Below are 16735 nucleotides of genomic sequence, written 5' to 3' on the forward strand. Positions count from 1 at the left end.
GGGATGGGGGATGGGGCATTGGGCATTGGGCATTGGGGATGGGGCATGAGGGATGGGGCATGGGGTAAAGAACTATCATTTTGCTCTTTAACCTTTAACCTTTTCCCTCTCTTCTCACCTTGCAGAGATTGAATAATTGCTGCTTTTTGATCTGGCCGAACTTCGGCAAATACTCGGTTGATACCAACTTGTTGAGCGATCGCCTCCGCAGTTTTCCAATTATCTCCGGTAAGCATTACTACTTCCAAACCTAATTTCTGTAGTGCTTTCACGGCTGCTGCTGATGAAGGTTTAAGGGCGTCGGCAATACCCATTATTCCTTGTATTTCTGCATCTACAGCAATCAAAATGACTGTTTTACCAGCAGCCTCCCAGGTGTCTTTATACTGCTGGAGTGCAACTGTATTAATTCCCAGTTCTGTTAACCAGCGCTGTGTGCCAATTTGTACAAGGCGGTTAACAACAATTCCCTGGACGCCACTGCCTGCATAAGCCTCAAAATCAGTTACTGCGGGCATTGCTGTTAAATTCACCTGTTGAGCCTGAGCATATTTCACCACCGCTTCCGCTAAGGGATGCTCAGAATTGCGTTCCACTGTTGCTGCCAACTGTAAAAGCTGGATTTCATTATTATGGGCTGTACCGTTGACAGTTACAAAGTCTGTAACCGTGGGTTTGCCCTGAGTCAATGTACCAGTTTTATCTAGAACGATAGTTTGAATTTTGTGCGCCAGTTCTAAGCTTTGAGCGCCCTTAATTAAAATGCCATTTTCTGCACCTTTGCCTGTACCCACCATCACAGAAGTTGGAGTTGCTAAACCCAAAGCACAAGGACAAGCGATAATTAGTACACCTACTGTTGTGATAGTTGCTAGGGTGACATTGCCCATGAAGATAAACCAAATCACAAAAGTGGCGATCGCGATCGCCATCACAGCTGGTACAAACCATCCTGTCACTTGATCTGCTAAACGTTGAATTGGTGCTTTAGAACCTTGTGCTTGTTGCACTAGTTTGACGATTTGAGCTAAAAACGTATCTTTTCCAACTCGTGTTACCCGAAACTGAAAACTACCAGTTTTGTTAATAGTTGCACCAATCACCTCATCCCCTGGCTGTTTGCTAACTGGTAGACTTTCACCCGTCACCATTGCTTCATCTACCGTCGAAGCGCCTGCAATCACTTCCCCATCTACCGGAATCTTTTCACCAGGACGTACCAAAATCACATCATTAATTCTGACTTCGGCAATGGGAACATCCATTTCTACACCATCACGAATGACTCTGGCATCTCTGGCTTGTAGTCCAATGAGTTTGCGGATAGCTTCAGAAGTCTTTCCCCTAGCCCGATTTTCTAACAACCGCCCCACCAAAATTAAAGTAACGACAATAGCTGCAACTTCATAATACACATGAGGCATCAAGCCCTGAGCAATAAAAAATCCAGGAAAAACAGTGACAACCAAAGAATATAGATATGCTGCACTTGTGCCTAAAGCAATTAGCGTGTCCATCGTCGCCGTATGTCGCTTGAGAGCTTTCCAGCCGTTTCGGTAAAAAGATCCACCACACCATAACTGCACGGGTGTTGTCAGCAATAACTGCACCCAAGGATTATGCAGCAATCCGGGAATCAGGGGTAAGTTTAGTCCAGTCATCATGGGTAATGATCCCACAAACAAGAGAATGCTGATTACACCCCCCACCACTACCTTGAGAGTAAGTTGACGCTGTTCGGCTTGCCTAGTCGCTTTTTCAATATCATCTTCTCCAGAGAGGATTTCTTCCTGGAGTGAGTAGGATGAGTATCCAGCAGCATCGATCGCGGCTTGGATTTTCTCTAAATTGGTTCGCTTGCGATCGTAATTGATGGTGGCTTGCTCTGCTCCAAAGTTAACGTTGCAGTCCATCACCCCAGGAACCGAGCGAATCGCCTTTTCGATGTTATTGGCGCAGGAGGCACAACTCATGCCTCGAAGTTTGAGTGTGAGAGTATCCATAACTAGATGAACCGCTGTAACTGGTGTGGATGAAGCAGGGGGGAAGGGGAGATATATTTTGGAATGCAATAATGGGTTGTTGATACTTGTAAATGAAGCTTAGAACTCCGTTGACGAGTGTTTGAACTGGATGAATCCACCTTTGAACTCCGTTAACGAGTGTTTGAACTAGATGAATCCACCTTTGAACTCCGTTGACGAGTGTTTGAACTGGATGAATCCACCTTTGAACTCCGTTGACGAGTGTTTGAACTAGATGAATCCACCTTAGAACTCCGTTGACGAGTGTTTGAACTGGATGAATCCACCTTAGAACTCCGTTGACGAGTGTTTGAACTGGATGAATCCACCTTAGAACTCCGTTAACGAGTGTTTGAACTGGATGAATCCACCTTAGAACTTCCTTGCCCCTCTGCTCCCTCTGCCCCCCCTGCCTGCCATCTGTAGCAATCTTTGAGAAAAACGGTATTAGGCAGCTGGATAGCCAGCAGCAGTCAACGCTTCCTTAATTACTGCTTCTGATGCTTGAGTTTCTACACTGACAAGCTTAGTTGTGGGATCAGCTTGAACGTTAGCGTTGGCATCAACTGCCTGAAGTGCTTTGGTAATGGTGTTTGCACAAGCAGAACAAGCCATGTTGGGAACTGTAAGTGTGAGAGTCATAGATTTACGCGATAAAATAAACAACCCCGCCAGAGCAAGCTGGACGATTAAGGCGCATCTTCTGGTTTTTGCCTGAGAGTCGCCTTGAATTTATCCTAGACTCTCTATCCGACTAGAGAGTCTAGAGAATTTTAAAAGTTTTTCACAAGGTTTCAAATTTGGCAGGACTTACGCATTTTCAATTTGGTGGCTCTTTTTCAGGAGGGGTTTGAATCCTATAAGTGAAAAAAACCTCCTGCCCCCTGCCCCCTGCCTTGAAATCAATTGAGCCATTCAGCATTAATCTTAAAACAGGGGATAACTTTGCGAAAACACAGGAGGAATTTCATTGGTTCGGCAACCAGAATTCCAGGAAAATTCGTCGATGCAGCCAATCCGGCGCGTACTGGGAAGTTTGAATACTTACCGACGGACTTCGCTGAGTGCTTTAGTTAGCTTATTACTCTTGACAGTTGCTAACGCCGCTACCCCCCAACTATTTCGGTGGGGAATTGATCAGGGAATTGTCAAACAAAATTTACAAATTGTACTTTATAGCGCTGGATGGATGGTAGTCGCGGCGATCGCCCGCGGGTTGTTTAACTTTGGACAAAGCTATTGGGCAGAAGCGGCGTCTCAAGGTGTTGCCTATAATCTGCGAAACAAGATTTTCAGCAAAATCCAAAATCTCAGTTTCAGCTATCATGACCAAGCGCAGACCTCCCAACTGCTAACCCGTGTTACCAGCGACGTTGAGCAGATTCGCACTTTTGTTGGTACTAGCCTGATTCAGGTTATCGGTGCAGTTGTAACATTGGTAAGTATTGCGGTAATTTTGCTGGTGATGAACTGGGAACTGGCGTTAATTACGCTAACGGTAGTGCCCATATCAGGATGGTTGATGGCGCGATTCATCACGCAGAATAACAAGCTGTTCCGGCAAATACAAGAGCAACTGAGTAATCTCAATGCTGTATTGCAAGAGAACTTAATAGGGATACGGGTGGTGAAAGCCTTTGTGCGGGAGTCAGCTGAAACAAGGCGTTACACCGCCATGAATGATGCCTTGATTAAGGCAAATATGAAGACTATTTACGCCATCCGCAATACATTCCCGTTTATCTTTTTGATGAGTAATTTAGTGACGTTGGCAGTTTTCGGCTATGGAGGAGCACAAGTGATTGGGCGTAGATTCTCCATTGGTGAACTGGTGGCGTTTAACTCCTACCTAGCATTAATTCTCCAACCAATTTTGTTGATTGGATTTGCTGCACCGGCGATCGCCCAGGCGGCTGCTTCGGCTGAACGAGTCTACGAAGTGGTGGATGCAGAGGTAGAAATTAGCGATCGCCCTGATGCTGTACCGTTTACAAGCTGCGGTGGCCGAATCACCTTTGAAAACGTCTCCTTTCGCTATCCTGGAGCGACAACCGAAACTCTCAAAGAGGTTTCCTTTGAAACAAAGCCCAATGAGTTGATTGCTGTCCTTGGGATGACGGGTTCGGGAAAAAGCACGATTATGAACTTGATTCCCCGCTTTTACGATGTTACCAAAGGAGCGGTTCGTATTGACGGACAAGATATACGAGATTTCACGCTCAAAAGCTTGAGATCTTGTATTGGCATTGTTTTCCAAGAAACCACACTATTCGCTGGTAGCATCCGCGAGAATATCGCCTATGCCAAACCTAATGCCACCCTGGAGCAAGTAATTGAGGTTGCAAAAACCGCACAAATTCACGATTTCATCATCAACTTGCCCGATGGCTACCAGACGATTGTGGGTGAACGCGGTATCGGCTTATCTGGTGGACAAAAACAACGGATTGCGATCGCCCGTACCTTACTAACCGACTACGGTATTCTGATTTTGGATGACAGTACCTCTGCTGTGGACGCCAAAACTGCTGCTCAGATTCAAGCTGCCCTAGATCGCCTAATATGCCAAAAGGCTTGCACGACTTTTGTAGTAGCTCAACGTATTAGTACTGTGCAGAATGCCGATCGCATTTTTCTCATGGATAAAGGACGATTAGTAGCACAAGGCACTCATCAGGAATTAATGCAAACAAGTCCGCTCTATGGTGTGATTTTGGAATCTCAGGTAAAGCAGAAGGAGAAAAAATGAGAAGCACAGTTCCAGTTGTTGCATCCGAGCAAAAGGCGAGTCAACAACTTTCCACACTGAGGCGCTTTTTACAATACCTGCGACCCTATCGTAAAGAAATTCCCATAGCTCTGACATTAGTATTGGCCGGTGCTTCAACTCAGGCAATTGGGCCGTTCTTACTCGGGTGGTCGATTGATCACTTGATTGCACAGGGGAACTTGTCAGGACTACTCCAACTATTGGGGCTACTGGGACTAATCTATGTACTTGGGATCTGGGCAATCCGGGGTCAGATTATTCGAGTCGGCTGGATTATGCAGCGATTGCTGGCTCAATTGAGACAAGATATTTTTACTAAAATCCAGAGTCTACCCCTGAGCTTTTTTGATCGCAGCGAAGCAGGTGATTTAATGAGCCGCCTGCTGAATGATGTCAGTACCGTGAATCAGGCTTTCGGACAGACGGTTGCTCAAATGCTGGGCAATACTTTTAGTTTGGTTGGCATTGTTATTGCTATGCTCTCAATCAACCTGCAACTTGGTTTATTGAGCAACTTGGTTGTGCCACTGATGATTTTTACCACGGGCTTGTTTGCGCGTTGGGCAAGAGCCAGATTTCGTGTAACACGACAGACAATTGGTGAACTTTCCGCCAAGTTAGAAGAAGATATTGGCAGTGTCCGAGAAGCACAGGCATTTAATCGGGTAAATCTCAACATCCAAGAATTCGAGATTCTCAACGCCGCCAATCGTGATGCTAACGTCGAAGCCGTGGCAATTACCGCCGCGTTTTTGCCATCAATCGATTTTCTCAACACCCTAGCAACCGCAGGTGTGCTGGCGTATGGTGGCTATCTTGCTGTCACCGGAGGAGCAACAGTAGGTGTGGTGACATCCTTCTTGCTTTATGTTCAGCTATTCTTCCGTCCCATCCAGATTCTCAGCCAGTTTTACACTCAGGCTCAGTCTGCTTTCGCCGGATTAGAGCGGATTTTTTTACTGCTAGATGAACCGTCGCAACTCAAAGATGCACCTGATGCCACCGAAATGCCGCCGATTCAGGGCGAGGTGACATTTGAGAACGTCAAGTTCGGCTATAACCCAAATCAACTAGTTCTTAAAGGGGTGAACTTGCACGCCCAACCAGGACAAATGATTGCATTAGTGGGAGCGACTGGATCTGGAAAAACTACGATTATTAACTTGATTTTGCGCTTTTATGATGTGTCTGGCGGTGTCGTGAAAATTGATGGAATTGATATACGTAGCGTCACTCAAGCCAGTCTACGGCGTCAGATTGGCATCGTCCTACAGGATAATATCTTGTTCAGCGGTACTGTTGCTGAAAATATTGCTTTTGGCTCTCCTTATGCCACCCAAGCCGAAATCGAAACAGCGGCTCAAATGGCGAATGTGCATGAGTTTATCACCTCGCTGCCACAGGGTTACACAACTCAATTGGGTGAACGAGGAGCACCTCTGAGCCAGGGACAGCGGCAACTAATCAGCATTGCTCGTGCGGTGTTAATCAACCCCCGAATTCTGATTCTCGATGAAGCAACTAGCAGCATTGATACCCGCACGGAAGCACTAGTACAAACTGCGATCGCCCGCTTACTCCAAGATCGAACCAGCTTCGTAATTGCCCACCGCCTCAGCACAGTTACCCAAGCAGATCAAGTGTTAGTAATTCAGCAAGGACAAATTATCGAGCAGGGCACTCATGCAGAACTCGTTAATCAGCAGGGTGTTTATGCAAACCTTTATGCCCTTCAGTTGGGTGCATCTTGATGACAACGCCCAATCCCCATGCCCTATGCCCAATCCCCCATGCCCCATGCCCTATACTACTTTATCCCTAATTCATGTCGCAGACGATACAGAATGGTATTCTGGTCAACTTGAGAAAGAATTTCTTGAATGACGCTGTTAGCGCCCAATTGTCCCCAGGTGCAGCCTTTTTCGAGATAAACTTGAGCCGCTTTTCCAACAGAGTATGCGCCATAACCAGCGATACCAGCTTGGGCGATCGCACTGCCAGCATAAGCAGTAATATTGGTGGGATTATCACCACTGGTTATTGCAGCTGTACTCTTGCCTAAACCTAACAAGAAACTACTGCCTAATTCTCCCAGCAGCAGACCACCAGAACTAAGTAAAATCGTTTTTAAAATTTTGCCTGCTTCATAGCTAGTCATCGGTAGACCATATAATCTGGCTAAAGAGCGAATTAAAGCCAAATCGGCAAATGTGCCGCCGAGAATATCTAAGAAGGCAATAGGATTTAGCATGACTGCCAAAGCTTTATATTTGGTAAATTGCCAAATAATCTCTTCAGCTTCTTGTTCACGCAAGTCGATAGTTTTTTGAGCGATCGCCTCTTCTGCATCCCGTGCTTGGATGAGTGCATTTAAGGCGAGAAGCGATCGCCCTTCCCGATTAAGAATATTTAGAATTGTCTGTTTGAGCTCGTCTACTTGAGTTGGTGGTGTTTCCCATTCGTAGCTAACACTACCATCCGGCCATTCAACCCGTACTTCCATTGGTGCTGGTTCTGCTGCTACCATTACAATTTCATCAGGTAATAGTGGTTTGGCTTGGCTATGTCCTGCACCTAGCTGTTGCAAATTTTCGTAAATCGCCGCCTGGTCTATATCTGGATATAAATCAATCTTGTTAAATACTAAAATTAAGGGTTTTTGTGATTGGCGCAATTCTTGGAGTGCTTGATACTCAGTACGCACGATATCACCAGAAACGACAAACAGAATCAAATCTGCCTGACGTACTACTTCGCGTGCCATTTGTGCCCGGGACTCACCTTCAATTTCATCTAATCCTGGGGTATCAATTAACTCCACCAGTACCTTACCCCCTGCTTGCCATCGCACAGAACGAGGCCATTGTGTGACACCGTTGAGAGGGCCAGTTTGCAGAATCTTATCCCCCAGTAAAGCATTCAACACTGCTGACTTACCACGACTCACCAAACCAAAGGCAGCAATTCTAATCACGTTAGAATCTAGTTTGTTGAGTGTAGAGTTCAAAGCTTCCAATTCAGGTTTTACCAAACCTGCTAATTGGGGATTTGATGAGAGTTGTCCTGACTTGCGAAGATATCCATACCAAGATAGCGCTTGTCTAAGGCTGGCGCGGGCGCGGTTTAGGTGAGTTTCTTGCAGATTTCGCACAAAGTTAGATTGATTCAAAGTTGGATAAACAACAGGCTACATATCCATTTTGAACTAATTCTAAACTTGATTAAGCTGTTAGCCTTTTAAATTGCATAGATACTCGTGAAGATTGTCAAGTTAAATCTGGACTGTGGACTTTGGACTTTTGACTACCTAAAGGAAAAGATGTGCTACGTTAAATGCGCGACAGATAGAACCAAACACATCAGAGATGATAGTAGCGGGATCAAGTGATTCAACGTCTAATCCCAGCAGAAAAAAATATTTTAATTGAATTTCAACATCAAGAGAGATTTTTGATATCCATTTAAAACATGGGATTGTGTTGGTCATCCCAACACTTGCGATCGCGCCAATTTCTACCAGTATATTGACATTCTGATGCATCATTTATCCAAGGAATAGATGTAGAGTAATGCGAGGATTCTATGGAAGTGAATAAGCTGGCATTCAATAAAGGGAATATTGAAGACAAGGTGATCAATGTACAAATTGGTAAGGTAATTAAATAGCCAATAATTAGCACAGTATTAGTGTAATTCCAAAAAACTTTGCCTATTTTTTTCCGACTATTCTTTGAGCTAGGTTTTGAATTGAAAAAATACATATTACGATACCTGCCCTATGAATGCCAGTTTCTATTAGCCCGAATTTCCACGTACGTATATTATTGAGGCTGTATACTCTGGTGTCAAAGGTGCAAGTAACGACTTCTTGAAACTTTTACTTTCTAGAGGTTAAAAAACGTTTTTAATGAAAATATATTGAAGATACTGGCGATCGCCCATCTGTGATTTTTCAGAAATTTAATCCACAGGCTACTTTTGCCAATACAGCAAAAAACACTTGCATAGCTCTGAATTGTGTCAAGTTTTATTTTACACGTTTATAGTTTGCGTTTTAGAGGATGTTTGTAAAGTCTAATTTATTACTCACCGGGCGATTAGAAATCGCGCGCCACTACAAGTCGGCATAGCCGCCCAACGCAATGGCTTGGCTACACAGACTAAACCTGCGGAGGCAGGTTTAAAAACCTTAATTTTATGTTAGTCCGCGCAGGCGGACTTTGCCTGTGTAGTAGCGAATTCTATTCGCCTAAAACTTTTAAAACATCCTCTTAGGGCTGAAGTATACTAAATTGGTATGTCACTTTCCGTTGACTCTTAGCGATGCAAATTCCAAAATTTAATCAGGGTAGAGACGCGCTTGATCGCGTCTCTATTTAACTAGCACTTTTATTGATTACCACCAAACCCGATTTCCATTTTCGTCCATTCGTGCTTGTCTAATCACATCAGAAATCTCTTCGGCATCTTTAACATGGTGAAGTGCCTTTTTTTCACCATCAGGTTCATCTACAACAAAGTAAGTTGGCACTGTAATATGATCACCTGTAATATCTGGTGAATCAACAGCCACTTGCTTAGACTTTTCCTCTATTGATTGAGGCTCATCGGAGATGACATCTCCTGGATTCGCGGTTAAATTTCTTTCCTTGACATTAGGCTCTTGCCGTAAATGAGTGTCTTCGCTGACTGGTTGATCGATTTGATTTTCTTGATTATTGTCAGTCATGGCTATTTCACTTAAAAAATCTGCTCTCTACTTAAGAAAATATCTTAAAAAAATACAGGCATAAAGAGTTCTTTCTCTGGAGAGAGTTTGAGAATAGATCTAAGATTTACATATCTGAGGTTAGAGATCATCTCAGATATTTCCAAATCATCTATTACTTTAGAAATAAATAACAACTGAACTGTATTGAACGATAAATTACAAAAAACTAACAAAAAATACTGCATAATTTGAATTTGTCAGGTAAGCTGACAACAGCAGTTTTAACCCTCAAAACTATGACCGCAAGTAGTCCCACAATATTAGCCTTGGACTTTGATGGAGTGATTTGCGACGGACTAATTGAATATTTTGAGGTAGCATGGCGTACCTACTGTGAAATTTGGTCGCCTACTAACGATACACCGCCAGATGATCTAGCTTTGAGATTCTATCGCCTACGGCCTGTGATTGAAACAGGTTGGGAAATGCCTGTTTTAATCAAAGCGTTAATCAAAGGCATTCCTGATGATAAGATTCTTCAACAATGGATCGCGATCGCTCCACAACTTTTGTTAGACGACAGGCTACAAGCAAGAGAAATTGGTGCGAAACTAGACAATCTGCGGGATGAATGGATCACCACAGATTTAGACGGTTGGCTGAGTCTGCATAGATTTTATCCAGGTGTGGTAGAAAAAATCAAATTAACTCTTGCTAGTGCAGTTAAGCTCTACATTGTCACCACTAAAGAAGGGCGTTTTGTACAGCAGTTATTGCAACAAGAAGGGGTAAATTTACCGCCAGCGGCAATTTTTGGTAAAGAAGTCAAGCGTCCTAAATACGAAATTTTGCGAGAATTAATCCAGGTAGCAGACGAAAAGACTGATAATGTATGGTTTGTAGAAGACAGAATTAAGACATTGCAGTTAGTTCAACAGCAAACAGACCTTGAAAATGTGAAACTCTTCCTTGCAGACTGGGGCTATAATACCCAAACAGAAAGAGAAGCTGCCCAAAATGATTCACGAATTCAGCTATTATCACTGTCTCAGTTTGCTAAAGATTTCTCTGTTTGGTAATCAAAAGCCATCTACAGACTTCTGTGCGCCTACAGAGCTGTTCGCTTGTGGGCGGGTTTAGGCTGAATTCTATTGATGCTGTGTTATCAACAGCTTTAGCGGGGTGAATAAAATCTGAAAACCTATGCTTGATCTTACGAAATTAGCGCGGCAAATGCAGGGTTTAAGTCAGCATCTTACCTTAGAAGCGGCTGCCAGTCGCCAGCGTTTAGAATTGGCGCAACAACATCTAAAAAATGCTTACGAATCTCAACAAGATTTAATTGAACGCCAAGACAAATGGCGCGATCGCATTCTTTTTGCTAATGCTACACCCATCGAGCCGCTAGAAACTTGCATTGATATCCCAGTTCCTCCCAAGGTACATAGTGTCATTGCTACCGATGGTTCACAAATTGCCCCTAATCACCACGAAATTGCTTACTGTTATCTCCTGAATATCGGCAGAGTAGTATTGCATTACGGCCAAAACCGCCATCCACTACTCGATAGTTTACCAGAAGTATTTTACCGCTCGGAAGATTTATACATGTCTCGCCAATGGGGGATTAGAACCGAGGAATGGATGAGTTTTCGCCGCACCGCCTCGGAAACAACTGTGTTGGCAGAACTTGCATGTGAGGCAAAAGGAGAAGCGCCAGCGCTGGCGATGGTGGATGGTTCTTTAATTTACTGGTTTTTAGAACAGTTGCCTATTGACGCACGCGATCGCATTTTACCCCCCATCCTCGAAGCGTGGCAGCAGATGCGTGATGCTCAAATTCCTTTGATGGGTTATCTCAGCGCCTCTCGCAGCATCGAAGGCATGAATTTTTTACGTTTGTTAGCCTGTACTCATCCAGTTCCAGACTGTAAAAGTTATTGCCCAAATCAGTTAGAAAAAGTACCCTGTAAAGTTTTTGAACAGTTGCGAGATACATCCCTATGGGCAACTCGACTCAAACCAGGACAGCGCGGTACTCTGTGGCGTAGTAACACTCCCATTCTTGAACTTTACGGTGATCAAACGATTTATTTTTGCTACGTCCACGTTGGCGCAGAAATTGCCCGAATAGAAGTTCCTGCATGGGTAGCAGAAAATGCAACCATGTTTGATCAAGCACTGGGACTGATGTTGGCACAAGTGCAAAAAGGATATGGCTACCCTGTAGCGATCGCAGAAGCGCATAATCAGGCCGTGGTAAAAGGTGGCGATAAAGCGCGTTTCTTTGCTCTCCTTGAACAACAAATGATTAAAGCTGGTTTAAAAAATGTGGGAACTTCCTACAAAGAAGCCAGAAAGCGGGGGAGTATTGCGTGAACTACTCAGACTTGCCTATGGCTGAAGTTTGAGATAAACATACAGCAGTTAGCATTTTCATGAATCATAAGTAGAGACGTTACATGTAGAGACGTTACATGTAACGTCTCTACAGGGTTTCGGGTTTTATTTATGTACTTCATCTGAAATCTGCTGTACTTTTGTAATAAGCGGTTCTAGCCCTTTAAAACCGTACACAGAAAGATAAATTGTTCACTATGAACAGAAGTTTTATTTACGTTTAATTATGCCTATCTACTTAAAAATCTCTGTAAGAATTCAGTAGTCAAAATACATAACCCAAACGTATTGCTTTTACTTTACAGAATCTTTATCTAATTGCGTATCTTTGTATTCTCAATTACTTATAATCTTAATTTTTTATATTTCCTTAGATAGATGAATAAAATAATCATATAAAAATTTTCTTCTAAAAACAAAAAAACTATTTCCAAAGCTTGACAAGCATAAGAAAAATTTATAATTATAAAAAAGCTGGAAGTTTGACAGATAAAGGCTTATCAGCAGAGTACGCATATTTAAATTAAAGTTGTCCAAAAATATCTCCAAAATTCTTAAACCTAAATGACGCCTTTTAATATAGGGTTAAAATCCAAACTTTTTTAAGAATCCGTAAGATTACGGTGGGGTGTTGCATTATTATCAAAATAACTGTATTGTTAAAAGTGGATTTTATAAAAAGCCCTAACAAAATCCAATTACAGCAATGGAAAAAAGTTTTTTATTGCTAGATTAATCAATATCAAGCTTTTGTGTATGCTCCATTATTGTTGATATCAGTATTACTTATGGGCATAGATACCATCAGTAGCCTATGTCTAAAGAATAAATCCAATTACTGATATTTAGTAATATTGATCCTCCCTCCATAGTGCTCTCTCGTGGCTAGGTTAGAGAAATGAGTTTGCCCTTGTGGTACGAACCTTTACTTCAACAAGGAAAGTATTTCTATGGTGACGTTCAATATCATCAACACTAACGATAGGGGTGCAAGTTACATGAGGAATGCAATTACTCAAGCTATTAACATGTAATGTGCAATTTTCGCCTCATGAAAATTCTATCCTACGCTTCTAAAGAGATTTTGATTGTTATAGAAGCGTAGGAGGAGTAAATATTAACTATGAAAAGCTTTTCACAACCTAATTCTACTGCTGACTTTTTCCGAAAAATCTTGAAATCTACTTCCCAAATAGATTTTTACCTAATAGCAAATTCTCATTGATACTAAAATAATGAGAATAATGAACGAGTCAATAAGCCTTTGCAAAAATGGTTTCAAGTGCAATTAATGCCATTGAAAAACTTTGGTAAAAAATCAAGCTATTGACGAGTCCACACAACTCTTACTTACCATGATAAATAGACGATTTTTGAATGGGAAAAAAATTTTGGTAATTGAATCTGAAGTACAAACCAAAAATTTTTTCCTAAAATGTCTTAAAGCAGAAGGTTTATGTACCATAGACGCTGAAAACGGTCTTATTGGTTTTAAACAGGCACAGCAAGAGCTACCTGATTTAATCATCAGTGAAATTTCGCTTCCTAAACTTGATGGTTACAGTGTCTTAACCATGCTGCGCCAAAACCGTTCTACAGCAATGATCCCCTTGATTTTTGTCACTACTAAAGAAGCTCGATATGAGATTCGTAAAGGTATGGAATTGGGAGCGGATGACTATCTTACTAAACCCTGTACTGTCAAGGAATTATTGAATGCGATCGCAGCCTGTTTAGAGAAACGTACTATTCTCAAACAGTGTTACGCTACATGTGATATTTCCCAATTTCGGCCATTTGCAGAACCATTACTGGCTGACATTATAGAACCGATAACCATTAAGTCTACATTTCCATCTAACTCCTTGTTAGATGAAGTCTTTAATTTTATTGAGGAAAATTTTCATCACCAAATTACCCTCAGCGACGTAGCTATTGAAGTTGGTTACTCTTCAACTTACCTCACCAATCTAGTGCGACGCCAAACAGGACAAACCGTGCAAAACTGGATTATTGAGTACCGGATGACAGCGGCTCGTAACTTGCTATTGACAACTGACGAAACAGTAGAAACAATTGCTGTAAAAATAGGCTATAAAAATGTAGCTCATTTCTTTCGTCAGTTTCGTCAACATCACAAAACAACTCCCCACGCTTGGAGAAGAGAGCATCGCAACCAGCCTCATCAGAGCCATATTAGAGAGAAAAAGAAGGAATTGCTACTTTTAACAAAGGATAAGTGATGGAAAATGACTCTCAGATACTGTATAACTTGATCATCGTTAAATAGTTCTGAATTTTCTTAAGGTTATTATGAAAGTTGGGAATCATTATGCTTTGACGAAAATACCAAATAATGAGTGATTCGTTCAGGTAATCACAACCTAGGAAAATACCTAATTAATAGCTTCGGCTTTCTATGGTGTCCCAAAAACTTTAATCATAGTGCCAAGAAGTTTGATAGCAAATTTCACCACTCCTAACCCCACGAAATTTATTTGGTGTTGCTGATTTAGAGTATGAAAATGATTTATTTTGATGCCAAAACCTTTGTAGAAATGCAATATGTTCCCTTTCTACATCTGGATTCATTCTGCAAGTCAGCAACGCCTAATATTTTGACCCTATAAGCAGTGAAATTGATGCAGCTAGAACCTTTTAGGAAAATTCTCAATCTATTTGAAAGGCTGCAAATATCACAATGCCAGCGATAAATGTGCAATTTAGTGGTTTGCCTGGATAGTACCTGGCTAAAGATAGCCTGATTCCAAATTTCTGAGTGGTATATCAAATTGAAACAACGGCTCAAGAGAAGGGTATCTATCGAGATAGTTGTACTACCTTGTCATCGCGCCAAGTAGGCAACTCCACCTTGCAGGGATCACTGTAATGCCATAGAGGTGCATTAGATGAGTACTTATTCTTATTCCAACTGTTTGATTAGCGAGTACCATTTCTCAACGTTAGTTGAGTTACTGAGTTACAGGGCAAAAAATCAGCCTGAAAGGAAAGCTTATACTTTTTTGCACTATAGAGACACAGAAGCAGAATCACTGACTTATGCAGAGTTAGATATCCAAGCGCAGGCGATCGCAGCCACTCTCCAGTCTCTAGATGTCTCTGGTGAACGTGCCTTACTTCTGTATCAGCCCGGTTTAGATTATATTGCTGCCTTCTTTGGATGTTTATATGCCAGTGTTGTTGCTGTTCCTGCCTACCCACCCAGACGAAATCAAAAACTCTCTAGATTGCAGACTATAGCCGCAGATGCCCAAGCAAAGGTAGTATTGACGAATGCAACTTTGTTGAATAACCTCCAGTCTGCCTCCAGTCAAGGAAGTCTAGAACTTGCTGGATTGCATTGTTTAGCAACAGATGAGTTGAACACTGATTTGAGCAACCCATGGCAGCAACCAGAATTAACTAGCAACAGCTTAGCCTTCCTTCAGTACACCTCTGGTTCTACAGGTAATCCCAAGGGTGTCATGGTGAGTCATGGCAACCTGATGCACAACTCAGATGTGATCCACAGATGTTTCGGACATACACCCGATAGCCAGGGTGTAATTTGGTTGCCGCCATACCACGATATGGGATTGATTGGCGGCATACTCCAACCTCTTTATAGTGGTTTTCCTGTAGTACTGATATCGCCAGCAGACTTTTTACAAAAGCCTATCCGCTGGCTGGAAGCCATAACACGCTATAGAGGTACTACTAGCGGTGGCCCCAATTTTGCTTACGACTTGTGCATACGCAAAATTACACCCGAACAACTGGCAAATCTAGACCTCAGCAGTTGGGAGGTTGCTTTTACTGGTGCTGAAACTGTGCGCTCTGAGACATTGGAACAGTTCGCCTCTACTTTTGCACCTTGTGGCTTTCGTAAACAAGCATTCTACCCCTGCTATGGGATGGCGGAAACGACTCTTTTGGTGTCTGGGGGTGAGAAAACAGCTTTACCAGTCGCTTGCAATGTCGAAAAAGCAGCGCTAGAGCAAAACCGAATTGTCAAGATTAACAATACTCAGACAGATACTCAGACGATTATCAGTTGTGGACAAAGTTCTCCACAGCAGCAAGTGATCATTGTCAACCCCGAATCTCTAACCCTCTGCACTCCTGAGCAAGTTGGAGAAATATGGGTGGCTGGGCCGAGTGTTGCTCAAGGTTACTGGAATCGAGATGAACAGACACAGACAGCTTTCCGTGCATATCTAGCAAATGCAGATATTAGCGATCGCACAGTGTCAGGGCCATTTCTTCGCACCGGTGATTTAGGATTTTTACAAGATGGGGAACTGTTTATTACCGGACGCATCAAAGATGTAATTATAATTCGTGGGCAAAATCATTATCCCCAAGATATTGAACTAGCTGTTGAGAATAGCCATCCAGCCCTGAGACGCGGGTGTGGAGCCGCATTTTCCATCGATTTCAAGGGTTCAGAACGACTAGTTGTTGTTCAAGAAGTAGAACGGAGTTATCTACGAAAGTTAAACGTCCCAGAAATCATCACAAGTATTAGAGAAGCAGTGGTAGCGCAGCACGGGCTAGAAGTTTGCGCTACGGTACTTGTCAAAAGTGGAAGTATTCCCAAAACTTCCAGTGGTAAGATTCGCCGTTTAGCCTGTCGGGATGTGTTTCTCTGCGGAAATTTAGATGTTGTAGAGGATTGGAGCGAGAATCCTCAAAATAAATCTAAGTTCATGAATCTGCAAGCTGATGTCGATTCTATTTTAGAAAAACTCACAGCTGGTAAACAGATATGAAAAACTACTTGGGGATTGGGGATTGGGCATTGGGCATGGGGCATGGGGCATTGGGGAT

The 16735-nt window shown here is 42.6% G+C and carries 11 protein-coding genes; 6 read left to right on the forward strand and 5 right to left on the reverse strand.

Annotated elements, in window-relative coordinates; genetic code table 11:
* Together IQ246_RS22355 and IQ246_RS22360 are read right to left on the reverse strand one after the other, a co-directional pair.
* Positions 1-2003 (reverse strand): cation-translocating P-type ATPase (locus IQ246_RS22355; RefSeq protein ID WP_194005533.1); only part of this gene is annotated, 2003 nt, incomplete at its 3' end.
* Positions 2004-2471: 468 nt separating this feature from the next.
* Positions 2472-2666: a heavy-metal-associated domain-containing protein gene (locus tag IQ246_RS22360; RefSeq protein WP_194005534.1), complete on the reverse strand. Its 195-nt coding sequence runs from the start codon at positions 2664-2666 to the stop codon at positions 2472-2474.
* 328 nt (positions 2667-2994) lie between these two features.
* Here IQ246_RS22360 and IQ246_RS22365 point away from each other — a divergent pair, with 328 nt between their 5' ends.
* A complete protein-coding gene (locus IQ246_RS22365) occupies positions 2995-4773 on the forward strand; it encodes an ABC transporter ATP-binding protein (protein ID WP_244142121.1) in 1779 nt (592 codons plus the stop codon).
* Positions 4770-6545, forward strand: a complete 1776-nt coding sequence (locus IQ246_RS22370; RefSeq protein WP_194005535.1) for an ABC transporter ATP-binding protein — start codon at positions 4770-4772, stop codon at positions 6543-6545. Before IQ246_RS22365 ends, IQ246_RS22370 begins: the two co-directional genes overlap by 4 nt.
* Positions 6546-6601: 56 nt before the next feature.
* Here IQ246_RS22370 and IQ246_RS22375 read toward each other — a convergent pair whose 3' ends face one another.
* From IQ246_RS22375 to IQ246_RS22385, 3 genes are all read right to left on the reverse strand, one after another.
* Positions 6602-7945: a GTP-binding protein gene (locus IQ246_RS22375; RefSeq protein WP_194005542.1), complete on the reverse strand. Its 1344-nt coding sequence runs from the start codon at positions 7943-7945 to the stop codon at positions 6602-6604.
* 156 nt (positions 7946-8101) lie between these two features.
* Positions 8102-8338: a hypothetical protein gene (locus tag IQ246_RS22380; protein WP_194005536.1), complete on the reverse strand. Its 237-nt coding sequence runs from the start codon at positions 8336-8338 to the stop codon at positions 8102-8104.
* 852 nt (positions 8339-9190) lie between these two features.
* Complete coding sequence (locus IQ246_RS22385) at positions 9191-9523, reverse strand: hypothetical protein (RefSeq protein WP_194005537.1); 333 nt, start codon at positions 9521-9523, stop codon at positions 9191-9193.
* Positions 9524-9801: 278 nt separating this feature from the next.
* Here IQ246_RS22385 and IQ246_RS22390 point away from each other — a divergent pair, with 278 nt between their 5' ends.
* The 4 genes from IQ246_RS22390 (at position 9802) to IQ246_RS22405 (ending at position 16677) form a co-directional block, all read left to right on the forward strand.
* Complete coding sequence (locus IQ246_RS22390; protein ID WP_194005538.1) at positions 9802-10584, forward strand: HAD family hydrolase; 783 nt, start codon at positions 9802-9804, stop codon at positions 10582-10584.
* Positions 10585-10708: 124 nt separating this feature from the next.
* A complete protein-coding gene (locus IQ246_RS22395; RefSeq protein ID WP_194005539.1) occupies positions 10709-11884 on the forward strand; it encodes a DNA double-strand break repair nuclease NurA in 1176 nt (391 codons plus the stop codon).
* Between the two features lie 1412 nt (positions 11885-13296).
* Positions 13297-14148 carry a helix-turn-helix domain-containing protein gene (locus tag IQ246_RS22400; protein ID WP_339379174.1) on the forward strand — a complete coding sequence of 284 codons (852 nt, stop codon included), beginning with the start codon at positions 13297-13299 and terminating at the stop codon, positions 14146-14148.
* Positions 14149-14814: 666 nt separating this feature from the next.
* Positions 14815-16677 carry a fatty acyl-AMP ligase gene (locus tag IQ246_RS22405; RefSeq protein WP_194005540.1) on the forward strand — a complete coding sequence of 621 codons (1863 nt, stop codon included), beginning with the start codon at positions 14815-14817 and terminating at the stop codon, positions 16675-16677.
* Positions 16678-16735 lie beyond the last annotated feature (58 nt).

Origin of the sequence: aff. Roholtiella sp. LEGE 12411, assembly GCF_015206995.1 — a bacterium.
Taxonomy (GTDB): Bacteria; Cyanobacteriota; Cyanobacteriia; order Cyanobacteriales; family Nostocaceae; genus Komarekiella.